Here is a 22,171-nt window from a genome sequence, read left to right on the forward strand (position 1 = left end):
GCCCGGTCGGTCTTAAATTTAAAAATGAGCGAAGCGAGCGATTATTTCGTGCATCCCACGGCCGTCGTCGACGACGGCGCGTCGGTGGGCGCCGGCACCAGGATATGGCACTTCTGCCACGTTATGGGCACGGCCGTCGTCGGCGAGCGCTGCGTCCTGGGGCAGAACGTCTTCGTGGGCGCCAACGTCACCATAGGCGATAACGTCCACGTCCAGAACAACGTCAGCGTCTACGAGGGCGTGACGTTGGAGGACGACGTCTTCTGCGGGCCGTCGATGGTCTTCACGAACGTACGGGACCCCCGGTCGGCGTTCCCGCGGGGCTCGAGCGCGGATTACGAGAAGACGCTGGTGCGGCGGGGCGCCACGCTCGGCGCGAACTGCACTATTGTATGCGGCGCGACGGTGGGCGAGCACGCGTTCGTGGCCGCCGGCGCCGTCGTGACGAAGGACGTGCCGGCGTACGCGGTGGTGGGCGGCGTTCCGGCGCGCCTTTTGGCGTACGCGTGCGCGTGCGGCGAGCGGCTCGGGATGCTGGTCCCCGGCGACCGGCGGGCGTGCGGCCGCTGCGGCCGGGAGTACGCGTGCGGCCCGGGCGGTTTGCGGGCCGCTTCTTAAGGGTTAAATTTTATGGCCGAAATCAGGATACCGCTAAAAGATCTGGCGGCGCAGTACCGGGCGCTGGAGGGCGAAATAGCGCCGGCGGTGAAGGAATTCCTCGCGTCGGGACGGTACGTGCTCGGGCCGCCGGTGGAAAAATTCGAGCGCGAGGCCGCGGCGTACGTGGGCGTCGAGCACTCCGTCGGCGTCGGCTCCGGGACCGACGCGCTGCTCATCGCGCTGCGGGCGTTGGGCGTCGGCGAGGGCGACGAGGTCGTAACGACGCCCTTCACGTTCGTCGCCAGCGCGGACGTCGTCGTGCGGCTGCGGGCGCGGCCGGTATTCGCGGACGTGGACCCGCAAACCCTCAACGTATCGCCGGCGGCCGCGGCGGCGGCGGTTACGGAACGAACGAAAGTGGTGATGCCGGTACACCTCTACGGCCTGCCGGCCGACGTGCCGGCCCTGGCCGAGGCGGCGCCCGGCGTCGCCATTTTGGAGGACGCGGCGCAGGCCATAGGGGGCGAGCTGGCGGGCCGCAAGGTCGGGGGCCTGGGTGCCGCGGCGGCGTTTTCGTTCTTCCCCACCAAGAACCTGGGCGCTTTCGGCGACGGCGGCCTGGTGGCCACGGACGACGCCGAGTTGGCGGCGCGGGCGCGGCGCCTCCGCGTCCACGGCGCGGCGACGAAGAATTACCCGGAGGAGATAGGTTACAAGAGCCGCCTCGACGGCCTGCAGGCCACGGTCCTCTCGATAAAGCTCAAGCACCTCGACGCCTGGGCGGCGCGGACGCGCGAAATCGTACGGTTGTACCGCGAGCGGCTGGCGGCGGTCGACGACGTGACGCTTCTGCTCGAGCCGGACGATTGCCGACCCGCCTACCACCAATTCACGGTGCGGGCGGCGCGGCGCGACGAGCTGCGGGTCTTCCTGGGCGAACGCGGCATCGCCTCCGCGATTTATTATCCGACGGCCGTTCACTTGACGCCGGCCTTCGAATATCTCGGCTACGGCCCGGGCTCTTTCCCGGAGACGGAGAAGGCGGCGGGCGAAGTGGTGTCGCTGCCGCTCTGGCCCGAGATGACGGGCGAGCAGGTGGAGGAGGTCTGCGCCGCGGTCGCCGATTTCTATGGATAATAACGGGCGTATAATGCTGGTGGTGGGCGCGCGGCCGCAGTTCGTGAAGGCCGCGCCTTTGCTGGCGCAACCGCCGGAGGGCGCGGCGTGGCTGCTGGTCCACACCGGCCAGCACTACGACTACGAGATGTCGGCGGCCTTCTTCGCCGAGCTCGCCATACCGGAGCCGGCCTACAACCTCGAGGTCGGGCGGCTCGCGCCCGCGGCCCAGCTGGCCGCGATGACGGGGCGGCTGGCGGACGTGGTCGACAAGGAAGCGCCGGCCGCGGTCGTCGTGGTGGGCGATACGACGTCGACGTTGGCGGGGGCGCTGGCGGCGTCGCTCTCGGGGGTGCCGTTGGCGCACGTCGAGGCCGGGATGCGCTCCTACGACTGGGCGATGCCCGAGGAACGCAACCGCGTATTGACGGACCGGCTGGCGGCCTTGCGGCTGTGTCCCCACGATGGCGCCGCGGCGAACCTGGCGCGGGAGGGCATTACCGACGGCGTAGCGGTCGTCGGCGACGTGATGTACGAGGTGGCCGCGGCCGCGTACCCCGGGCTCGACGCCGCGAAATATATTACGCCGTTGGCGTTGGAGCCGGGCGGTTACGCGTACGCGACGTGCCACCGCCAGGAGAACGTCGACGACCCGGCCCGGCTCGAGGCGGTGGCCGAGGCGCTGCTCGAGTTGGAATTTCCGGTCTATTTCCCGGCGCACCCGCGTACGGCGAAGGCGCTCCGGGCGGCGGGCCTTTGGGAACGGCTCGAGGCCGCGCCGCACGTCACGCTGGCCGAGCCCGCGACCTATTACGCCAGCCTGGCCCTTATCCGGTATGCCGCGGCGGTGCTCACGGACTCGGGCGGCGTCCAGCGCGAGGCGTACTTGTACGACGTCCCCGCGCTCACCCTGCGAGACCGCACCGAGTGGCCGGAGACGGTGGCGGCGGGGGTCAACCGCTTGGTCGACGTAGATTCGGAAGCCATAAGGGCGGGCGTAGCGGAAGCGCGCGCGCGCCGGGAAGGTCCTTCGCCCCGTCTCGAGCTCGTCGGCGGACCGGCGCCGAGCGTACGCGTCGCCGAGGCGTTGAGTTATTTAATCCAAGGATAATTCCCGGGGAGAGTCCTTGACGCCCTGCGTTCGTTATGATATCATTCGGGCGCGGGGTGGAGCAGTCAGGTAGCTCGTTGGGCTCATAACCCAAAGGTCGCTGGTTCGAATCCAGCCCCCGCAAATACGAAACGGCCCTTTTGGGCCGTTTTTTATTGACGGCGGCCGGGATTTTGGTCGTTGCAATCTGCGTTAATATATTTTTTAATAGGAGGGGCGAGCCGGCGCGGACCTCTTTGATTTCGGATTAAATCAGGGAACAGGGAAATGGCAAGCAGGTTCAACGAGTGGCTCAACGGTTTATCGCCCGGGCGGCTGAGTCTGGCGTTGGCGGCCTCCTTCGCCGCGGCGCACGGCGTCTACTATTTATGGGGAATTCGTTTCGACGACACGCCGCTGCTCTGGTTCTGGCAATATTCGGACCCGCAGCTTTTAAAGGTTAAGTTACTCGAGAGCGTTTTCTATATGCACAGCCAGCCGCCCCTTTTCAATCTTTTCCTGGGGGCGGTTTTAAAAATCACGGCCGGCGACGGCCGGTACGTCTTCCAGGGCGTTTACCTCGCCGCGGGCTTAACGCTCTACCTCTCCCTTTTTTGGCTGCAGGTTAAGTTGGGCGTCTCGCGCGGCCTCGCGTTTGCGACCAGCGGCCTCTTTATGCTGAGTCCGTCGTTCATCTTGTACGAGCATTGGTTGTTTTACACGTTCCCGGTCGCCGCGCTATTAACGCTGTCGGCGTTTTTATTTTACGAGTTGGTAACGACCCGGCGGGGCTGGGCCGCCGTCGCCTTTTTCGCGACTTCGTTCCTGGTCTGCGGCGTACGGCACGTCTTCCACTTGGCGTACTACGTCGTAGTCGCCGGGGCCGTCGTTGTCTTGTGCGCCGGTGCCCGGAAGAAGGTCCTACTCGCCGCGGCCGTGCCGTTCGCGGTCCTGTTCTCCTTTTACGCCAAGAACTACGTACTCTTCGGCCAGTTTTCCGCGAGCTCGTTGGGCGGAATGTACTTGTGGGAGATGACGGGGTACTTCCTGTCGCCCGAGGAGCGGGCGGCGCTGGGGGCGGACGGGAAGCTCTCGCCGGTCACGGCGGTACCCGCCTTTTCGGAGCTGGGGCGGTATCCGCCGGCCTTCGCCGAGGATACCCGGTTCGCCGGCGTCGACGCGTTGACGCAGCCGAACAAGTCGACCGGCCCCAATAATTATAACCACCTGGCGTACGTCGCCATTTCGCGCGTTTATATGAAGGACGCGCTGGCCGTCGTCAGGTATCGCCCTCGAGCGTACCTCCGGGGGTTGCTGCGGTCGTGGTTCATGTATTTTCGATCGAGCAGCGACTACGCGAGCGGCGTGCGTTTCCTGGACGAGGCCGGCAACCAGAGCAGGATTTCGTACGTTGAACGCTTCTACGACTACTTCTTTTACGGCAAGGTTCCGCTCGGGCCGCCGCTGACGAGGGTATTCGCGCTCTTTAATCTTAAGTGCCCGCCGTACGCGTATTTGTATCTCGTGATATGGTTGCCCCTTCTCGTCTATTACGGCTTCAGGTTGGTGTTGAAGCGGGACGCCGCGGCCGCGGCCGGCCTGTCGCGGGAACAGCGGCTGACGGCGCTGTACGTATGCTTCAACGTAATCTACGTAGCTCTGGCGGGCACCATGTTCAACTGGGCGGAGAGTAATCGCATGCGGTTCTTGTCGGACCCGCTCTACGTGGCGTTGCTGGGCGTCTTCGTCCAGCATTTCCTGGTTCGCAACGTCCGCGCGTCGTTGGGCAAGTAGCCGCGAAGGTTTACGGGAATGGTGCGGTCGGCTTTAAGGGAATCGTGGGCTCGGCTCGAGCGGTGGCCGCCGGCAGCGACGGCGGCCGGCCTCGCCGGCGTCTACGCCGCGGTGCACCTTTTTTATTGGGCGTTGGGCGTACGGTTCGACGACACGTCGCTCGCGTGGTACTGGCAATATTTGGACCCGGAGCTTTTAAAAGACAAACTGCTCGAGAGCGTTTTTTACATGCACAGCCAGCCGCCCCTGTTCAATTTATTTTTGGGGGCGGTTTTAAAAATAGCCGGCGGCGGCGCCCGGTACGTCTTCCAGGGCGTATACTTCGGCGCGGGGTTGACCCTCTACCTCTCGCTTTTCTGGCTGCAGGTTAAGCTGGGGGTTTCCCGCGGCGTCGCTTTTACGGTAAGTACGTTGTTCCTACTTAGCCCGTCGTTCGTACTGTACGAACATTGGTTGTTTTACACCTTCCCGCTTGCGGCGCTGGTTACGTTGTCGGCGCTGCTTTTTTACGACGTGTTGGCGCGGCGGCGGGCCGGGACAATAGCCGCTTTTTTCGCGTGTATATTTTTGATGTGCGGCATCCGTCATACGTTCCACTTGGCGTACTACGTCGTCGTCGCCGGCGCCCTGGCAGCGTTCTGCGCCGGGGCGCGCAAGAAGGTGCTGCTCGTCGCCGCGGCGCCGTTCCTGTTGCTTTTCTCCTTTTGTTTTAAAAATTACGTACTGTTCGGCGAGTTCGCCGCCAGTACGTGGACCGGCATGAACCTCTGGCAGATGACCAGCGGGAACCTAACCGTCGGGGAAAAGGCGTCGCTACTGGTCGAAGGTAAGCTGACGGACGTCTCGCTGTGCATACCTTTTACGGCGTTGTCGGAGTATTCGCCGTCCTACGCGGACGCCTCGCGCTTCGCCGACGTCGAGGTGCTCTCGCGGCCGTACAAGTCGACCGGCCCTTGTAACTACAATCACGTTGGGTACGTCGGGATTTCGAGAGCATATCTTACCGACTCGTTATACGTGTTAAAGCATTTCCCGCACGCGTATTCGAAGGGGTTAGTCCGGTCGTGGTTGACGTATTTCCGCTCGAGCACCGACTACGCGAGCAACGTCGCGTTTCTCGACGAGGCCGGCAACCTCGGCCGCGTCTCGCTTATTACCAGCCTCTTCGACCGCTTGCTCTTCGGTAGAGTCCCATCCAAACCATTTACGAAGTTTATCGGCAACATTTTCTTTTCAGAAGATGAAGAGTCCTTTTACTTGTACTTGTTGGTTGGCTTGCCGCTTTTATTGTATTACGGCTTTAGGACGGCGCTGGGGAAGAAAACGTTCGGCGAGGGCGCGGCGGCGCGTGCGAGACGGCTGACCGTGCTGTACGTGTGCTTCACCATCTTGTACGTGGCGTTGGTGGTGAATGGCTTCTCGTGGGCCGAGACCAACCGCATGCGGTTCCCGACCGACCCCCTGTACGTCGTTTTACTCGGCCTGTTTATCCAGTACGCCGTATTGCGGGGAAGCCCCCGGGCGCGAGCGCGCGAGGCCGGTTTGTAATTGCCTACGCTTAACCCTAGCCGTCGCAAACGTCGCCCTCGCGGCGGCTCTTTAATTTCAAGCGGAGGCCGTTCAGGCAGAGCAGGACGAAGGCGGCGGCCGCGACGGTCCCCACGTAGTCGAAGCCCCCCTCGGCCGGCGGCGCGGCGGCGGCGGCGGTAGCGGCGAGGCCGAGGCCGTCGTAGAACGCGTTGAGGGCGACGCCCGCGGCGACGGCGCAAACTATTATGGTAACGAGGTATATGACCACCGAGCGCCGGCCCAGGTACTTGGTGAGGACGGCGAGGCTCGCGGCGTTGGTGGCGGGGCCGGCGAGGAGGAAGGCGAGCGCGGCGCCCGGCGAGACGCCTTTCGTCACCAGCACCGCGGCGATCGGCGTCGCGGCCGTGGCGCAGACGTACACCGGCGCGCCCAGCAGGACCATCGCGACTATTTGGAGCGTGGGCGACGCGAGCCGTTCGGCGACGAACGCCGGCGGAACCAAAGCGGCCAGCACGCCGGCTAAAAGAAACCCCGCGAGTAGATATACCGCCATATCCTCGAACATCTCGCCGAAGGCGTAGCGGAGGCCGACGACCAGGCGGCGCGCGAGGCCGGGTGGGGTCTGTCCCTTGGATTCGCCCCGGTCCCCGTCGTCGCAACCGCGGCCGTACGTTTGCGTCCCCGGCGCGCGCGCGGCCGCCGGCCCGGGCCGGCCGAAGACCAGCTCGGCCACGCCCGCGGCGAACGCGGTAGCGAACGCGACTATCGGCCGCGCTATCGTCATCGGGAGGTCCATAAGGGCGTACGTCGCGAGTACGGAGTCGGCGCCCGACTCGGGGGTGGAGATTACGAAGGAGGAGACGGCGCCTTTGCTCGCGCCCTCCCGCCTGAGCGCCGCGGCCATGGGTATCACGCCGCACGAACACAGCGGCAGCGGTACCCCTATCGCCGCGGCCCAGAATACGGAACCCAGGTCGCGTTTGCCCAACAACTTCACGACCGTGGCCGCGGGAACGAGGGCCCGGACCAGGCCGGCGAGGAAGAAGCCCGCCAGCATATAGGGACCGGCTTCGGTTAGGAGCCCCCACGTCGAGGCCGATATGTCGCGTACTATTCCCACAGTCGCTTCTTGGGTTAACTATACCAAATTAGTCCGGATTGTAAGGGTTTAGCTTTACGCGGCCGGTTACGGCGAGGGGGCGCGCGCCAGCTCCCTCACCGCCTCCAGCGTAAAGTCGCCGCTGTTAATCGAAACCGCGTCGAAGTAGAACGGTGCGGTCGAACGGACGGTGAATTTCAGACGGAAGGGGCGGTCGCTTTTGAGCCGAAGGCGGCAGGGTTGGTATCCGCCGCCGGACACCAGCACTTTGGACGAACGCCTGAACCGGAATTTCGACTCGTCGTCGGGGTCCGTGAAGTGCGCCGAGTATACGACCCGACAAAACCTCTCGCCGGGGCGGAGCAAGAAAACCAAGCAGTAACGCCCCGGAGGATAAAGGAAGTCGGACGGCCCTTCGTGCCGCAACTCTTGTTGGACGAAAATGGCGCGGCCGTCGTGGGCCGCGGCGTCGGCTACGACGCGCTCCCCGCTCGGCGTCCGACATTGCCATTCCTCGACGGTACCGAACCAGCGGCGGAATAACTCGTCTTCGGAATACCGGGGCGGCCCTCCGGCGAAGTACGCGTAATCGGCGTTGCAATCCACGAGCGCCAGCCGCCAGGCCGCGGCCTTTTCCAGTATCGTCGGCAAATCGGCCGGCGCGTAGAGGTAGCGGTTGAGCAGCAGCGCCTCCGGCGTCGCCGGGAGCTCCACGCCGGCGCAGTGTTCGTACGAATACGCGTATTCGCGTTGGGCGAGATGCGCTATGAGCGGGTCGTCGGCGCAGGCCGGTACGCGGGCCGGCACCCGGGCGACGGCCCCGGCGAGGGCTTTTTCGTGTTGGGTGGGGAAGGCGGCGGCGAGCGTAGGTTCGTAGTACGAGCGGGCGAACGCGGCTATCAACAGCAATTGGACGGCCACGGCGGCTAACGCGGCGGCCGTGACGAGGAACGCCCGGGCCGGGCCCGGCGAAGGTCGGACGAGCCGCCGCGCGCCGACCGCCGCGGCGCCGAAGACGAACGGCACTACGGATAGCGGGTATTGGCAACCGATCTTAAAGGCCGGCGCGACGCTCGAGCTCGCCGGGACGGCCAGCGGCGTCAGTATCGTCAAGAGGAAGCCGCCGGCCGCGGGCAGGAACGCCGCGACGGGCGCGACGAGCGCGACTACGTAGCCTACCTTCTCCAACACGACGGCCTTCATCCCGGCCTCGCTCGCGATGTATCCGCCGTAGTCGAGGTGACGCGTCAAGAACCAGGGGCTCAACGGCCCGGCGCCGGGCGCGTACGTAAGTTTCGGGTATAGCACGCAGCAAAAGCCGACGAAGTACGCCGCCAGTACGGAACCCGCGACGAGGCCGGCGCGGCGGCGCCCGGCGGCGAAGCCCCCGTACGCGACCAGCGCCGCGGCGTGCAGCGCGAGCTCTTCGTGGGCCAACGCCATCACGGCGGCGCAGGCCAGGCCGGCCCCGAACCGTTTGCGGTCGAAGAAGTAAAACGCGCCCAGCGCGAGCGGGACCGCGAAGGCCCGGGGGTGGAAGTCGAAGAGGGTCGCGCCGTGAAGCGCCGGCGATAACGCGAAGGCGGCAGCCAGCGCCGCCGCCGGCCAGCGCGAACCGGCCGCCGGCCTCGCTACGCCGTAGACGAGCGGTATGCCGGCCGCGACCAGTAATGCTTGCAGCGGCAAGAGGTAGGCCGGTTCTTTAAAGACGTACGTGAAAGGCGCCAGGACGGCGAGCAGCGGCGCGCAGTGGTTGATGAACCGGTCCGCCGGAAGCAGCGTTTGGACGAAGAAGTGCCCCCGCCCGAAGTGGTAGATGGCGTTGGCGTAATAGCCGAGGTCGAGGCCGCAGGTGGCCATACCGTAGTGGCGGCCCAGCGACGCCGCGCCGAAGAATAGGAAGTACGCGCCGGCCAGCGTCCACACCACGAACGCCGGCGAGGGTTTTACGAACCGCAGCCGTCTCCGAAATACGACGGCGGCCGCCGCGGCCGCGGCCGCCGCGAAAGCGACCGCCGCCACTACGAGGAGGACGTTAATCGGTACGGCTTTCGGCGTTATGTAATCCATAAAGGGCTTGGCGGTATTACGAGCCCCGGCCCCGTTACCCGGGCCCCAACGCGCGTACGTTCTCGAGCGTATAGTCGTCGCTGTTGACCGATACCGCGTCCAGGTATAAGGGCGAGATGGAATGTACCTCGAGCTGCAGAGTGAACGGCTCTTTACGCTCAAAGCGGATTATGTACGGCCGGTATTTTGCGGAGGCCCTGACGCGGTTGGTTCTCCGGTAGACCTTAAAAACCGACGGGTCTTCCGCGGAGGCGACGCGTGCCGTAATTACGGCGAAGCAGAATTCGCCCGGGTCGGCGCGCCGCAGCAGGAAGGCCAGGCCGTATTTACCGGGAGGATAGACGTAACCGTCCCCGGGCGCGCAGTATAAGTAATTCTCGAGCAGTACGGCGCGGCCGTCGTGGGCGCGCGCGTCCGCTATGGGTCGCTTTCCGCCCGGCGCCCAGCACTGCCACTCCTCGACCGTGCCGTACCACGTGCGGAAGAGCCTTTCGTAATCCAAGGCGTAATCGCCCTCCCGCTTCTCGAAATAGGCGTAGTCGGCGCAGAAATCGACCGGCGTCAGACTCAACTTCTCGGCCTGTTCTAAAATTACCGCGAGCTCGAGCGGCGGGTGGGCGCGGCGCGCGAGCAGCATAGCTTCCGGTTCCTTCGCAGGCCAAAACCCGGGAGCCGGGTAGTTAAGGTAGATGTATCGACGGTGGGCGAGGTGCGCGGCGAAGACGTCGTCCGCGGATAACGGAATATCGCGGGGCACCCGCGAGACCGCCCCGGCGAGGGCTTTTTCGTGGGCGATCGGGAAGGCGGCCGAAATATAATCCCGATAGAAACGCCGCGTGAGGGCGATGATGAGGACGATTTGAAGGGCGACGGCCAACGCGCTCGCGGCCGTAATGAAGAGGCGCCGGCGGCGACCGGCGTCGGCCCGTACGATACGATGCAAACCGACGGCCGCGGCGCCGTACAGAAACGGCAAGATCGAGAGCGGGTATTGCCACCCGATTTCGAAGACGGTAGGTATACTCGTAAGGGCCGGCACGGCGAGCGGCGTCGCGACGGTTATTAGGGCCGCGCCCGCGGTGGGGAGAAAAGCGACGACGGGAAGGACGAGCGCCGCGACGTAACCGCCTTTGGCGGCTAGTACGTGCGCGGAGAGCGGCGACCCCTCGCCGCCCGAGGCGAGGTTTTCGAAGTAACCCAAAAAGTGCAGCGGTTTTCCGGTAACGCCGTACGTCAGCTTGGGGTAGAGGAAGCAGCAAATCGCGACGAAGTACGCGGCGACCAGGGCCGCGGCGATTAACCCGGCGCGGCGCCGGCCCGTCGTGAGGCCCCCGTACACCGCGAGAGCGACGGCGTGCACCGCCAGCTCGTCCTGGGCGAGCGCCAAAAGGCCCGTGCAGGCTAAACCCGCCGCGAGGTTCTTTCGTCTAAAGAAGAGGAAGGCGCCCAGTGCGAGAGGTACCGCGAGCGAGCGGGGGTGAAAATCGTAGAAGTTGGCGCCGTGGAGCGCGGGGGATAGCGCGAAGGCGGCGGCGAGGGCCGCGGCGGGCCAACGCGAGCCGGTCTCCGGTTTCGCGATGAAGTATATTAGCGGTATCCCGGCGGCGAGAAAGAGCGCCTGCAGCGGTAGGAGGTACGCCGGGTCCGGGAAGACGTACGTGAACGGCGCGAAGACGGCCAGCAGCGGCGCGCAGTGGTTTAAGTATATTTCGTTCGGCAGTAAGGACTGGTGGAAGAAGTGCCCCCGGCCGAATTGGTAGACGGCGTTGCCGTAATAGCCGAGGTCGAGGCCGTACGTCGCCATGCCGTAATGGCGGGCCAACGTGAGGGCGGAAAAAAATAGGAAGTAAGCCAGCGCCAAACCCCACACGACGGCTTCCGGCGTAGGGGCCTTTACGCGGATTTTACGCCGCAGCGCGGCGAGCGCGGTATACGCCGCCGCGACCGCAGCGGCGAGCGCGGATAGGATTAGGACTTCGCCGATCCCGACTGATATGGCCAAAGGCTTGCCTCCCGGTTGATATTCTATTATTGCGCTTGGGGTATCGCAACATTAAAAACGCCGTGAAGAGTCTCGGGGCCGCGGGCCCGGCCGGAAGCCTTGACGCCGCCGCCCGGCCGTGGTAAATTCTATCCGCCGGTGCGTGGCGGAAAACGCAGGAGGTTCGTATGCGTAAACATCTGGCGAAAGTAGCGGCCGTGGCCGTCGTCGTGGTGGCTTGCTCCTCGGGCGGCGGTTCCGGTCCCGAAGAGAACCCCGTACCCTGGCGGCCCGTCCACAGTCCGACGGCCGAAGACGTTCGCGCCATCTGGGCCGTCGGCGAGGATGATATCTGGGCGTGCGGCGACAACGGCAATATCCTGTACTACGACGGCTCGGAGTGGCGCCTGGACATCACGACGCTGGCCCCCGATTTCTTCGACATCCAGTTCGTGTCGTCGACGGAAGGATGGGTTTGCGGTAAAGACGGCTGGGTGGCGCGCCGGGGCGGCGGTAGATGGGAGAGGGTGCCCGGGAATACGCGCCCCGATACGCTGTACGCGCTCGACGCTCACGGCGTCGACGAGGCGTGGTTCTGCGGCGCGCGCGGGGTCGTCCTTCGTTACAAGGACGGCGTATGGACCGACGAGTCGCCGAGCATCACCGACGACCTTTACGGCATCCGCGTCGCCGGCGACGACGAGGGCTGGGTCGTGGGCGACAACGGCCGTATATTGAAGAGGTCGAAAGGAGCGTGGGTAGAGGTCACGAGCCCGGTGGAATCCGATTACCGGTGCGCTTTTTTCGTCAGCGACAACGAAGCGTGGTTCGGGGCTTCGGACGGCTTCGCGGTGCACCTTAAGGGCGGCGGCCTCAACAAGACCCGCCTCCCGAGTACGGAGACGATTACCGGCCTTTACTTTAGGTCCGACGGCCGCGGGTTCGCCGTAACCAAGGGCGGCGGCATATACATCTATTCCCCCGCGGCTCGGAATTGGCGCTTGTGGCACAGCCACAATCGACAGCTGTTCGACATCACTTTTTCTTCGGAGGAACGCGGCTGGGTCGTGGGCGCCGTGGGCACCATTCTCAGGCGTTAACGCTCGACGGAAGGAGTGCCGGCGTCGGATATTTCGCGGCCTCCTAACGTCCGTTCGACGCCCGCTTAGGCGCCCGGAGCCATGCGCCAGGTACGCGAGGTATTTTTAATCCTACTCGCGACGTCCATCGTATGGGCGTCATTTATAATCGTTATCGACGGGTACCCGCTCCGGAGCGACGAGGCCGAGTACGGCCTTACGGGCCGACGGCTGGCCGCCGGCCTCGGCCTGACCGACCGCGGCGGCACGTTGTACGTCCACAGCCACCCGCCGCTTTACCCCGTTTTTTTAGGGGCGATTTACGCGCTGGGAGGGGGCGAAGCGGCGGTGCGGTGGGTGCAACTGGCCTTGGCGCTGGTCACGCTGGTCATAGTTTTCGTGACGGCGCGCCGCGTTTACGGCGCGGCGGTCGCGCGGGCCGCTTTGCTCGCGGGCGGCGCGTATCTCCCCACGGCCTTTTACGTTGCGCAATTGTTGTCCGAGGTCCTTTTCACGTTCTTCCTCGTTCTGGGGGTTTACCTTTTAATCGCGGCGTCGGCGCGCGCGCGTCGGGGGTGGTGGCTCGACGGGGCGGCGGGGGTCGCGTTCGGCGTCGCGGGGTTGACGCGCGGCGTCGCGTTGGCGGCCGCTTTCGCGATTGCCGTTTTGTTCTTGGCGAGACGGGGGATATCCGGGCGTCGGCGGTGGGTGTCGGCCGCGGCCTTCGCGGTCGGCGTCGCCGTCGCGGTGTTGCCGTGGAGCGTTTACGTCTACGGCGGGACGGGCAGGCCGGTGCTGGTGGACACCAAGGGGGCGGGGATTTTGTACCTCGGCAACAGCCCCGGCACGCCGATGCACCACGCCTGGGACATCATCGACGGGACGGCGGGATACATCGTCCCGCCGGAACGCCCCGGCCCGGGTAGCGTTTACGACCCTACTCGGGTATTCGGCGGCGCGGCGTTGAAGTATATGGCCGCTCACCCCCTCCAGACGTCCCTACGTTTTGTGTCGAAATTCGCCGATATGTGGGAGGTGGAGCGGCTTTTCGTCGGCTCCTGGCGCCAGGGTTTCCTACCGAACGCGCCGGCGCCCTGGGTATATATCTTTATCGTCGCCGAGGTGGCGGCCTCGGCCGCGGCGCTCGCGTTGTTTTGGTTTACCATGCTTTTGACGGGGAAGAGCCTTTGGCGCGGCCTTACGCTCGCGGTGGTCCTGGGTACCGCGGTCGCGTACGCGGTCACGATCGCGCATTCCCGGTATAATTACCCCCTGATGGTGCTCGGCATGCCCGCGATCGGCTACTTCTTCGTCTACGTCTTACCCCGGTGGAGGGCGCGGGCGATTCCCCGCCGTCGCCTCCTTCTGGCCGGCGTCCCGGTGGCGGCTTTAGGCCTCATCTGGGCGAGGATGGTCTGGTTGTTCGTAACGCGGGGTAGCTGACGGCCCTTGGGCCGGCGGCGATAGTACGGTGCCGATGGAGATGACAACCCCTCGGGCGAAAAAAGAGCCGCACCCCTTAGGCCGCACGTGGCGGTTCGCGTTGCTCGTCCTGTGCGTGACGGCTTTCGTATGGGGGTCGTTCATCGTCGTTGTCGGGGAAATCAAACCCGCGAGCGACCAGCGCGAGTACTACTCGGCCGCGATGAGGTTTGCGAAGGGGCTCGGCCTCACTCACCCCGGCGGCGAACTGTACGTGCACACCCACCCGCCGCTGTACGCGCTGTTCCTGGGCGCGGTCTACCGCGCCGGCGGCGGCAACGTTACGGCGAAGTTCGTCCAGCTCGCGTTGGCCCTCGCGACGCTGGTGCTGGTCTTCTTGACGGCGCGGGCCGCGTTCGGCGCCGGCGCGGCCAAGGCGACGCTCGTCGCGGGCGCGGCGTACCTGCCTACGGCCTTCTACGCCACGCAGCTCCTCTCCGAGATACTGTTCACGTTCTTCCTCGTGTCGGCGGCGTACGTTTTGTACGCGACGATGAAAAACGCCGGCGCCGGCCTTTGGCGCTACGCGGCTACGGGCGTACTTTTGGGTCTGGCGGGCCTTACGCGCGGCGTCGCGTTGACGGTCGCGTTGGGGCTGGCTTTGTATATTTTACTGCGGCGCGGTTCGCCCTTCGGTCGCCGTGTTGCGGCGGTCGCGATTTTGGGCGCGGGGGTCGTCGCGGCCGTCGCGCCGTGGAGCGTATACGTTTATTACAAAACGGGTCACGTCGTACTCTTGGACACGAAGAGCTCGGCCGTGTTTTATTACGGCAACGGCGTGAGCACGCCGGACCACCACGCCTGGGACATAACCCACGCCGGCAGCGCGTTCGTCCCGCCGCCGGCTATTGCCGAGGCCGACGACCGCTTCGAGCACTCCCGCATATATCGCGCCGCCGCGCTCGACTACATAAGGGCACACCCCGTCAAGACCTTCGCGCGCTTCTGGTCGAAGTTGGCGGATATGTGGGAGCCGGAGCGGCTGTTCTTCGGCGGGTACCGCCGCGGGTATTTGCCCAACGCGCGCCGGCCGTTGGTATTCGGATTTATCGGGGCCGAGGTCGTCGCTTCCGCGGCGGCGCTGCTCTTGTTCTGGGTCGCGGTGCCGATGATGCCGAGGAGCCCCTGGCGTAACCTGGCGCTCATAGTCGTGTTGTGCACGTCGCTGGCGTACGCCGTCACCGTCGCGCACCCGCGGTACAATTATCCGCTGATGGTTTTGGGTATGCCGGCAATCGGGTACTTCTTCGCCGAGGTGCTCCCTCGTTTCAAGGCCGGCATCTATTCCCGCCGCGGCCTCGCGCTCGCCGGGGCCGCCGTCGGGGTCCTTCTGTTAATTTGGGCGAGGATGGTTTGGTTGTACTTCGCCCGGGGTAGCTGAGCCGGGGTTCGCGTTTGGCCGAGAAGCGAACAGTCTTTTTATTGCTCCTGTTGGCGCTCGCCGTCCAGCTGGCGTTCGTGCTGGCTTTGGGCGACGCGCCGCTGAACGCCGACGAGGCGGAGTACGTAACGGCGGCCAGGCGCCTCGCCGGCGGCCTGGGCCTTACGGCGCCGGACGGCCAACTCTACGTCCACCGCCACCCGCCGGGATACGTCGCCTTCTTGGCGGCGATATTTTACGCGGGGGGCGGCGTGTTGGCGGTTCGGCTGGTGCAGGGGGTCGTCGCGGTCCTGACGCTGGGGTTCGTGTACGCTACGGCCCGCGCCGAGTTCGGCTCGCGGACGGCGAAGGTCGCTTTGCTCGCGGGCGCGCTGTACCTGCCCGCCGCTTACTATTCCACCAAGGTCTTAACGGAAGCGCCGTTCACGTTCGCGCTCGTCCTGGGTATATACCTGTTGGCGCGGGGGACGCGGGGCGGGCCGCGGTACCGGTGGCTCGCGTTCGCGGGGGTAACTTTCGGCGCCGCGGCGCTGGTGCGGTCCGTGGCGTTCCCGGTTGCGCTCGCGCTGGCGTTGTTCCTGGCGCTGGGGCGCGACGGCTCGAGGCGCGCGCGGCTGGCGGCCGCGGCGACCTTCGCCTGCGGCATCCTCGTCGTACTGGCGCTGTGGTCGGGGTACGTCTTCTCGCGGACGGGCCGCGTCGTCGCGACGGATACGAACGCGTCGGCCGTATTGTATATCGGAAACAACCCCCGGGCGCCGTACGGCCACACCTGGAAGGCGTTGGAGGACCCGGCGAGCTGCGCGCCGCTGCTCGAGGTGGCCGGCGCGGGCGAGGACGGCTTCCGCGTCGCGGCCGCGTACCGGCGGGAGGCGCTGCGATATATCGCGACGCACCCGGCGCAGACGGCGCTCCGGAGCGTAGGCCGCCTCCTCGACATGCTCGAGCCGGAGCGCTTGTTCGCGGCGACGTACGCCGCCGGCCGCATCCCGGCCTTGCCCGCCGGCGTCGGCTGGCCCATGGCCGCGCTCGAGGCGGCGGCGGACGCCGCGGCGCTGGCGCTGTGCGCCCTCGGCCTGGTCCTGATGCCGGCGGGGCGGCTGCGCGGAATCCTGGCCGTCTCGTTCGCGGTCGTCTTCGTCGTCCACGGCGGGACGCTGGCGTACCCGCGGTACCACGTGCCGCTGGTGGTGGCGGCGCTGGCGGCGGTCGGCTACGCGCTGGCGGCGGGCCTTCCGGCGCTGCGCGAGCGGCGGTTGTCGCGGCGGCAGTGGGCGGCGTTGGCCGTCGTGGCCGCGGCCTTGCTCGCCTCCTGGACGCGGATGGTGCTGTTGTACGTCTTACGGGGCCAATAGGGAAGGGTGCGAGTAGAGGAAAACCTCGGCCTTGCGGCCGAGCCGGGACAAGGGGCTTAAGCCCCTTGTCGGGGGGCGGTGTTCAGACCGATCAACGACGCCGGGCCGACCTGAAGGTCGGCCCCTACATAAACGATACCCGGCCTTGCGGCCGGGTTAAAGGATTACGTAGGGTCGTACCTTTAGGTGCGACCGCCTTCTGAATTTCGTATTACTAAAAGATTTCAATCGGCCGACTGGAAAGTCGGCCCCTACGAAAACCCGGCCTTGCGGCCGGGTTTCTTTACGAGGAAAAACGATAGCCGTTTATTCGCCGACGCCCGGCGCCGGCGCGACGGCGTCCTCCGGCACCCAGCCGCGGAGGCCGTCCTCGTTCAGGACCTCTATGAAGCCGGGCCTCGAGCCCGCCTCGGCCGTGGGCGCGAACGCCAACACCGCGCCCTTCTTCAGCCGCGTGACGTCGGCGGGGACGTCCGCGGGAACGCCGGCCAGCGTCGTCTCTTCCGCGACGACCGTGAGCGCGCGGCCGAGGTAATCCCATTCCGTCAGGCCGCGGCGGCCGTCTTCCAGCGTCACCAGGCAGTACGTTCGCGGGCTCTCGGGCGTGCCCACGGGTTCCGCGACCACCGGCGTCCAATACGGCAGCCGCTCGACGATGTAGTCGTCTCCGTAGTTGTGGTCCTCGTCGTACAGCACCGCGCCTTCTACGACCACCAGGTGCGTCGGCGCGAACGCGAGGGCGGTTGACGCGACTAACGTTAAAGCGGTAAATATCTTCACCATCGCTGGGACCTCGCTGCCGGTTAAACCTTCTTTACGAACTCGTACGTCGGTTTGTTCTTCTTCGAGAATTGGAAGTGGCCGCCTTGCCTCAGGCCGGAGACGAGTTCCTCCGCCTTCAAATGGTCGTCGGTGACGGAGAGGACGGCTTCCGGCTTCATAACTCGCGCCAGCTCGGCGAGGACCGCCTCCGGCGAGGCGAGGTCGTGGAAGACGTCGTAGAGGAGGACGACGTCGACGCTCTCGTCGGCCAGGCCCGTCGGGCCGTCGGCCTGGACCGTCTCGACGTGCGCGAGGCCGCGACGGCGTATTTCGGTCCGCACGAGCTTGACAGCGAGGGGGTGAACGTCGAGGGCGTACACCTTTCCCTCCGGGCCGACCAGTTCCGCCGCCGCGACGGTAAAGCCGCCCCGGCCGCAGCCGAAGTCGAGGACCGTATCCCCCGGTTTAATCCCCACCACCGCCAGCGTATTGAGAGGCGGGTGGAAGAGGTCCCGACACGCCGAGTAGAAAGCGAACATCCGGAAGCGGCCGTCGGTCATCGGCTCTTCGGGCATCCGCGTTCCCCTTTCTGTTTCTTGAACGCGACCGGTTCCGGCCGAGTCATAATTTAAGCGTCGAGCATTCTATTTGAAGAGCGCTCTGACCTTGCCGAACGAGGCGGCCTCTACGCCGATCCCCGTAGGGCAGTGCACCTGGTAGATTCGATTGTTATCGTTGTCGGTAACCCACAGGTATTGGCCGTAGTACGTCAGGCCGACGGGTTGGCGGCTGGGGGAGGCGAACGAGGCCGCGACCGACCCCGTCGTAGAGAAGCCGTAGATGAAGGGAGCGGTCCCGCCAGCGGCCAACCACAGGAGGAGGTTGCGGTGGTCCCACGCGACGTCGAGGGGGCTGGGCTTCGGGATCGAGAACGACGACAGGATGCTGCCGGTGGTCAGGTCGTGGCGGAAACCTTGCGGCGGCGTTTCCCTCGTCGTGAACAGCGCGGTCGTCCCGGCGCCGCCGTCGCCCGTAGCCTCGGGCGCCAGGCCGTGCGCCCGGGCGGGTACGGCGAAGGAGCCGTACAGGCTGCCCGTGGGCGAGGCGCGGTAAACGTAGGAGTTGCTAAGATCGCCGACCCATACGTAACCCGGCTCCGAATAGGCGAGGCCGTGGCTGCCCGGAGACCAGGTTATGGTCCACGAGGAGCGGATGGAACCGCTCGCCGGGTTAACGCGGTACACGCGGTTCAGCGCGCCCGCGGCCAATACGTAGAGGTCGGCGTTCGAGCGCGCCAACCCTAGGCCCGGTCCGGGTGGAAACGAGAACGACCCGACGACCTGGCCGAGATCGGCCGACGCCGGCATCGCGGCTAACGCCACTGCCAGGATCGCGTAAAATATTTTTCTCATTTTCTTCCCCCTGGGATTAAGGACCGCGTAAGGAGTCGATCGTTCTTTTAGCGGCGGGAGGGAAACCGGAAAACCGCCTTCCGGCCGCCTTTTTCTCCTCCCCGCGGTTATTTCTTAAACGCCACCAATTCCTGGAACCACTCCTCCTCGCGGTAGCGCTCGAGGTCGACGTCGGTGGCGGCGTAGACGTGGCTCGGCGGGTCCAGCCGGAGGGCTTCCGCCAGGTGGTGCCGGCACTGCTCGGCGTCGCCCCGCGCCGCCCAGTAACACGCGAAGTTGTAGTGCTGGTCCGCCCCCTCGGGCTCGAGCGCCAGGGCGCGTTCGAATTCGGCGCGCGCCTCCTCCAGCCGGCCCATGTATTCGTAGACCGAGGCGCGGGCGTCGTACGCGCGGGCGTCGTGGGGGTCGTTCCGAAGCATCGCCGCTACGGTTTCGAGCGCTTCGTCGGACCGGCCCAGCCGGCCCAGCGCCAGGGCCCGGCCCTTCATCGCCCGGCCGTTGCCGGGGTCGTCCGCCAGGACCTCGTCGAACATCCGGAGCGCCTCTTCGTCCCGCCGTTCCCGGATGTAATTCATCGCGACCGTTACCTGGCCGTCGGCGCGGATGCGGCGGGCTTCCTCTTCCGTAAGGCGTTTTTTCTCCGCTACCATAGTGTCGCGATTATACGAAAACGGCCCGCGTTTGTCGAGGGGTCGAAAAATCCGGCTTTGCGGCCGGGTTCCGAGAATACGTAGGGTCGTACCTTCCGGTGCGACCGCCTTATTTCCTTAGACACCGGCGGGTAGGGGCGACTGGCCAGTCGCCCCTACTATCCATCGTCGTGATTTCGGACGGCGGCCGGGCTTTCATATTGTTAAAAGATTATAGTTGGCCGACTGGAAAGTCGGCCCCACCAACTGAATTTCATATTGTTGGAGGATTATAGCGGGCCGACTGGAAAGTCGGCCCCACGTTTAATGGGAAAACCCGGCCTCGCGGCCGGGGAGGGACAAGGGGCTTAAGCCCCTTGTCGGGGGGCGGGCCGACCTGAAGGTCGGCCCCTACGCACTTTGCCGGAAGCGGCGGGGTTAAACCCCGCCGCTCCCGTTTAAATAGAGAGGAGAGGATAGGGGGTGTCCTACTCCTACCAGCCGTCGTGCGCGGCGGCGTGGGGGCGGGTCGACATTTAACCTTGACGGCGGCCGGGGGTGATAATAAAATGTTTACGGCGTTGCGGCGCGAAGCCGACGAGAGGTACGGGAACCATAAAAAAAGTAGGATTATCGGAGCACGCCCGGTACAAGATAGCGCTCCTGGCGGCGTTGGGCGTGCCCGTGGATGAGGAAACGGTTTTGAAAACGGCGACGGCTCCCGAAAACGTTAAAGCGGGTTACGGCGGGAGGAGCGTCGCCGAGGCGCCGCTCGATGAAAAGCGTGTTTTACGGGTCCTGTTCGTCGAAGATGCCGACGCGGTTACCGTTATAACCGTATATCCCGCCCGAAGGGGGCGTTATGATTAAAACGAAATACAGCGACGACGTGGACGCGTTGTTAATACAGTTCTCCGAGAAAGCGGTCGACGTGGCGGAGGAGCGAGGCCCGTATATCCTCCACTACGCCGTCGACGGGGACCTTGTATTGTTGGAGGTCCTGGACGGTCGCGACTTCATTTTGGAGGCCGTCGCCAGCGTATTTGCGGGTAAAGAGCACGCCGCCGAGGCGCCGGGATAGACGGGCCGACGGTACGGGCGTATAATAAAAACCCGGGCCTCGCGGTCGGGTACCTCTTGCGTTCAAGTAGGGTCGTACCTTCAGGTGCGACCACCATAACGGCGGGCCGACCTGAAGGTCGGCCCCTACATTTAATGGTAAACCCGGCCTTGCGGCCGGGGAGGGACAAGGGGCTTAAGCCCCTTGTCGGGGGGCGGGCCGACCTGAAGGTCGGCCCCTACATTTAATGGTAAACCCGGCCTCGCGGCCGGGTAGGGGGAATACGTAGGGCCGCACCTTTAGGTGTGGCCGCCTTTTTCCCTTAATAATAAGGGATTATTCAAGGCCGACTGGGAAGTAGGGGCGACTGGCCAGTCGCCCCTACCAACGGCTTTCATATTATTAAAGGATTAAGGTGGGCCGACCTGAAGGTGGCCCCCTGCGAAAACCCGGCCTTGCGGCCGGGTTTCCTTAAGAGGAGAGGATAGGGGGGTCCTACTCCTCCCAGCCGTTATGCGCGGCGTTGCCGCCCCACATCGCCCAGCCGTCCGCGGAGCGGTCTTTCACGTCCACGCAGAAGATGTTGCCGTAGTCCGTCCCCACGAAGACCTTGCCGCCCATCACGGCCGGCTGGAAGCGGATGGGCTCGCCGACGTTGAAGCGCCACAGCTCTTTGCCGTCGCCGGAGCGGACGCAGATGACGTGGCCGTCGGTGGAGCCGAAATATAAATTATCGCCCGCCAGCGAGGGGGGCGTGAGCGCGCGACCGCCGACGTCCTCTTCCGGCTTGAATCGCTTTTCCCACAGGACCTTGCCGGATTCGACGTCGACCGCGCGGACCGCGTCGCCCATGGCGTTGTAGGACGTGTTGTTCAGGACGACGGGCCGCGAGCCCTGGTAAGCCCACACGCCGGATACGGTCCCCACGCCCAGGTTATCCTGGGCCTGGCCCAGCTTGGCCGCTGCCGGCGCCGTGCCGAAGCCCACCGAGGAGTCGAGGTCGGCCTGCTCCTCCGCGTACCGGCTCGAGGTGTCGTGCTTCAAATAGTCCGCCTTGCCGTAGGCGTACAGCTCTTCGTTAGTCTGCGTGCCGGAGCCGCGGCCCAGGCCGGCTATCCCCTCGTACTGGTCCATGGCGCCGCCCTCGCCGGCGACCTCCACGCGCTTGGAGACGTAGACCTCTTCGCCTACGACCCAGGGCGCCGACGTCGCGAGCTTCTGGTCCTTCCACTTCAACTCGCCGGTGTCGGCGTCGAAGTGGTAGACCGTCCCCTCCAGCGTCGAGCAGAAGACCGAGCCGCCGTTGACCACCGGCGCGGTGATGACCTCGCCGATGAGCGGTTGGTTCCAGACCTCGCCGCCGTTCTCCAGCGCCCGGCAGGTGAGATGGTGCTGGCCGTCGCCGCCGGGGTAGGTGATATAGATCTTATCGCCCGCCGCGGCGGGCTGCGCCATCAGCGGGTCGCCCAGCCACTGGCCCCAAATCTTGTTGCCCTTCTTGGCGTCGAGGACATAGAGGATGCAGGACTCGGTGTTGAAGGCCACGCGGCCGCGGTGTACGACGGCCGCGGTGGGGCCGTCGTCGCCGACGTGGTACTGCCAGGCCAGGTCGCCGTCGTCGGCGTCGAAGGCGTAGAAGTCGTAGGTGCCGAAGCCGCCGCCGACGAATACCAGGCCGTCGGCCACGGCGGGCGTGGCGAGCGGCTTGCCGTCCGGCACGTGGACCTTCCA

The 22,171-nt window shown here is 65.5% G+C and carries 19 protein-coding genes and 1 tRNA gene; 12 read left to right on the forward strand and 8 right to left on the reverse strand.

Translation table 11 applies throughout. The features are described from left to right. The first annotated feature begins 24 nt into the window (after positions 1–24). The 6 genes from VMX79_02445 (at position 25) to VMX79_02470 (ending at position 6,148) form a co-directional block, all read left to right on the forward strand. Complete coding sequence (locus VMX79_02445) at positions 25–618, forward strand: acyltransferase (GenBank protein HUV85953.1); 594 nt, start codon at positions 25–27, stop codon at positions 616–618. Positions 619–630: 12 nt separating this feature from the next. Beyond that, a complete protein-coding gene (locus tag VMX79_02450) occupies positions 631–1,737 on the forward strand; it encodes a DegT/DnrJ/EryC1/StrS family aminotransferase (protein ID HUV85954.1) in 1,107 nt (368 codons plus the stop codon). After that, entirely contained in the window at positions 1,730–2,827 is a 1,098-nt protein-coding gene (gene wecB, locus VMX79_02455) for a UDP-N-acetylglucosamine 2-epimerase (non-hydrolyzing) (GenBank protein ID HUV85955.1), read from the forward strand. Before VMX79_02450 ends, wecB begins: the two co-directional genes overlap by 8 nt. A gap of 50 nt (positions 2,828–2,877) precedes the next feature. Beyond that, a tRNA-Met gene (locus tag VMX79_02460) sits at positions 2,878–2,951 on the forward strand. Between the two features lie 143 nt (positions 2,952–3,094). Beyond that, positions 3,095–4,600, forward strand: a complete 1,506-nt coding sequence (locus tag VMX79_02465; GenBank protein HUV85956.1) for a hypothetical protein — start codon at positions 3,095–3,097, stop codon at positions 4,598–4,600. An 18-nt stretch (positions 4,601–4,618) separates the two neighbouring features. Beyond that, a complete protein-coding gene (locus VMX79_02470; protein ID HUV85957.1) occupies positions 4,619–6,148 on the forward strand; it encodes a hypothetical protein in 1,530 nt (509 codons plus the stop codon). A gap of 16 nt (positions 6,149–6,164) precedes the next feature. Here VMX79_02470 and VMX79_02475 read toward each other — a convergent pair whose 3' ends face one another. From VMX79_02475 to VMX79_02485, 3 genes are all read right to left on the reverse strand, one after another. Further along, positions 6,165–7,250, reverse strand: a complete 1,086-nt coding sequence (locus VMX79_02475; GenBank protein ID HUV85958.1) for an SO_0444 family Cu/Zn efflux transporter — start codon at positions 7,248–7,250, stop codon at positions 6,165–6,167. 66 nt (positions 7,251–7,316) lie between these two features. Further along, positions 7,317–9,299: a DUF2079 domain-containing protein gene (locus VMX79_02480; GenBank protein HUV85959.1), complete on the reverse strand. Its 1,983-nt coding sequence runs from the start codon at positions 9,297–9,299 to the stop codon at positions 7,317–7,319. 34 nt (positions 9,300–9,333) lie between these two features. Further along, positions 9,334–11,301 (reverse strand): DUF2079 domain-containing protein, encoded by a 1,968-nt coding sequence (locus VMX79_02485; GenBank protein ID HUV85960.1) that lies wholly within the window; start codon positions 11,299–11,301, stop codon positions 9,334–9,336. A gap of 167 nt (positions 11,302–11,468) precedes the next feature. Here VMX79_02485 and VMX79_02490 point away from each other — a divergent pair, with 167 nt between their 5' ends. The 4 genes from VMX79_02490 (at position 11,469) to VMX79_02505 (ending at position 16,577) form a co-directional block, all read left to right on the forward strand. Beyond that, positions 11,469–12,380 (forward strand): hypothetical protein, encoded by a 912-nt coding sequence (locus VMX79_02490; GenBank protein ID HUV85961.1) that lies wholly within the window; start codon positions 11,469–11,471, stop codon positions 12,378–12,380. Between the two features lie 81 nt (positions 12,381–12,461). Further along, the gene (locus tag VMX79_02495; protein ID HUV85962.1) at positions 12,462–13,802 is read left to right on the forward strand and encodes a glycosyltransferase family 39 protein; all 1,341 of its coding nucleotides are present in this window, start codon (positions 12,462–12,464) and stop codon (positions 13,800–13,802) included. Between the two features lie 34 nt (positions 13,803–13,836). Further along, on the forward strand, positions 13,837–15,222 hold the full coding sequence (locus VMX79_02500) for a glycosyltransferase family 39 protein (protein ID HUV85963.1): 1,386 nt from the start codon (positions 13,837–13,839) through the stop codon (positions 15,220–15,222). Between the two features lie 14 nt (positions 15,223–15,236). Further along, positions 15,237–16,577 carry a glycosyltransferase family 39 protein gene (locus VMX79_02505; GenBank protein ID HUV85964.1) on the forward strand — a complete coding sequence of 447 codons (1,341 nt, stop codon included), beginning with the start codon at positions 15,237–15,239 and terminating at the stop codon, positions 16,575–16,577. A 306-nt stretch (positions 16,578–16,883) separates the two neighbouring features. Here the strand turns inward: VMX79_02505 and VMX79_02510 are convergent, their stop codons facing one another. The 4 genes from VMX79_02510 to VMX79_02525 form a co-directional block, all read right to left on the reverse strand. Then, positions 16,884–17,360 carry a hypothetical protein gene (locus VMX79_02510; GenBank protein HUV85965.1) on the reverse strand — a complete coding sequence of 159 codons (477 nt, stop codon included), beginning with the start codon at positions 17,358–17,360 and terminating at the stop codon, positions 16,884–16,886. A gap of 20 nt (positions 17,361–17,380) precedes the next feature. Beyond that, on the reverse strand, positions 17,381–17,914 hold the full coding sequence (locus tag VMX79_02515; GenBank protein ID HUV85966.1) for a class I SAM-dependent methyltransferase: 534 nt from the start codon (positions 17,912–17,914) through the stop codon (positions 17,381–17,383). A gap of 69 nt (positions 17,915–17,983) precedes the next feature. Further along, complete coding sequence (locus tag VMX79_02520; protein HUV85967.1) at positions 17,984–18,751, reverse strand: hypothetical protein; 768 nt, start codon at positions 18,749–18,751, stop codon at positions 17,984–17,986. A 107-nt stretch (positions 18,752–18,858) separates the two neighbouring features. Continuing rightward, positions 18,859–19,401 (reverse strand): tetratricopeptide repeat protein, encoded by a 543-nt coding sequence (locus VMX79_02525; protein ID HUV85968.1) that lies wholly within the window; start codon positions 19,399–19,401, stop codon positions 18,859–18,861. A gap of 537 nt (positions 19,402–19,938) precedes the next feature. Here VMX79_02525 and VMX79_02530 point away from each other — a divergent pair. Together VMX79_02530 and VMX79_02535 are read left to right on the forward strand one after the other, a co-directional pair. Next, positions 19,939–20,250 (forward strand): hypothetical protein, encoded by a 312-nt coding sequence (locus tag VMX79_02530; protein HUV85969.1) that lies wholly within the window; start codon positions 19,939–19,941, stop codon positions 20,248–20,250. Then, positions 20,243–20,461 (forward strand): DUF2283 domain-containing protein, encoded by a 219-nt coding sequence (locus VMX79_02535; GenBank protein HUV85970.1) that lies wholly within the window; start codon positions 20,243–20,245, stop codon positions 20,459–20,461. The genes VMX79_02530 and VMX79_02535 overlap by 8 nt, the downstream gene beginning before the upstream one ends. A gap of 474 nt (positions 20,462–20,935) precedes the next feature. Here the strand turns inward: VMX79_02535 and VMX79_02540 are convergent. Beyond that, a partial coding sequence (locus VMX79_02540) for a PQQ-binding-like beta-propeller repeat protein (protein HUV85971.1) occupies positions 20,936–22,171 on the reverse strand: 1,236 nt, incomplete at its 5' end.

Source organism: bacterium (genome assembly GCA_035529855.1).
Classification (GTDB): Bacteria; RBG-13-66-14; B26-G2; order WVWN01; family WVWN01; genus WVWN01.

Bases quoted from the DNA above. Each gene is read 5' to 3' on its own strand.
- VMX79_02495 (HUV85962.1), top strand. From the start codon at position 12,462: ATGCGCCAGGTACGCGAGGTATTTTTAATCCTACTCGCGACGTCCATC.
- VMX79_02525 (HUV85968.1), bottom strand. From the start codon at position 19,401: ATGGTAGCGGAGAAAAAACGCCTTACGGAAGAGGAAGCCCGCCGCATC.
- VMX79_02470 (HUV85957.1), top strand. From the start codon at position 4,619: ATGGTGCGGTCGGCTTTAAGGGAATCGTGGGCTCGGCTCGAGCGGTGG.
- VMX79_02520 (HUV85967.1), bottom strand. From the start codon at position 18,751: ATGAGAAAAATATTTTACGCGATCCTGGCAGTGGCGTTAGCCGCGATG.
- VMX79_02450 (HUV85954.1), top strand. From the start codon at position 631: ATGGCCGAAATCAGGATACCGCTAAAAGATCTGGCGGCGCAGTACCGG.
- VMX79_02500 (HUV85963.1), top strand. From the start codon at position 13,837: ATGGAGATGACAACCCCTCGGGCGAAAAAAGAGCCGCACCCCTTAGGC.
- VMX79_02480 (HUV85959.1), bottom strand. From the start codon at position 9,299: ATGGATTACATAACGCCGAAAGCCGTACCGATTAACGTCCTCCTCGTA.
- VMX79_02445 (HUV85953.1), top strand. From the start codon at position 25: ATGAGCGAAGCGAGCGATTATTTCGTGCATCCCACGGCCGTCGTCGAC.
- VMX79_02465 (HUV85956.1), top strand. From the start codon at position 3,095: ATGGCAAGCAGGTTCAACGAGTGGCTCAACGGTTTATCGCCCGGGCGG.
- VMX79_02510 (HUV85965.1), bottom strand. From the start codon at position 17,360: ATGGTGAAGATATTTACCGCTTTAACGTTAGTCGCGTCAACCGCCCTC.
- VMX79_02535 (HUV85970.1), top strand. From the start codon at position 20,243: ATGATTAAAACGAAATACAGCGACGACGTGGACGCGTTGTTAATACAG.
- VMX79_02490 (HUV85961.1), top strand. From the start codon at position 11,469: ATGCGTAAACATCTGGCGAAAGTAGCGGCCGTGGCCGTCGTCGTGGTG.
- wecB (HUV85955.1), top strand. From the start codon at position 1,730: ATGGATAATAACGGGCGTATAATGCTGGTGGTGGGCGCGCGGCCGCAG.
- VMX79_02515 (HUV85966.1), bottom strand. From the start codon at position 17,914: ATGCCCGAAGAGCCGATGACCGACGGCCGCTTCCGGATGTTCGCTTTC.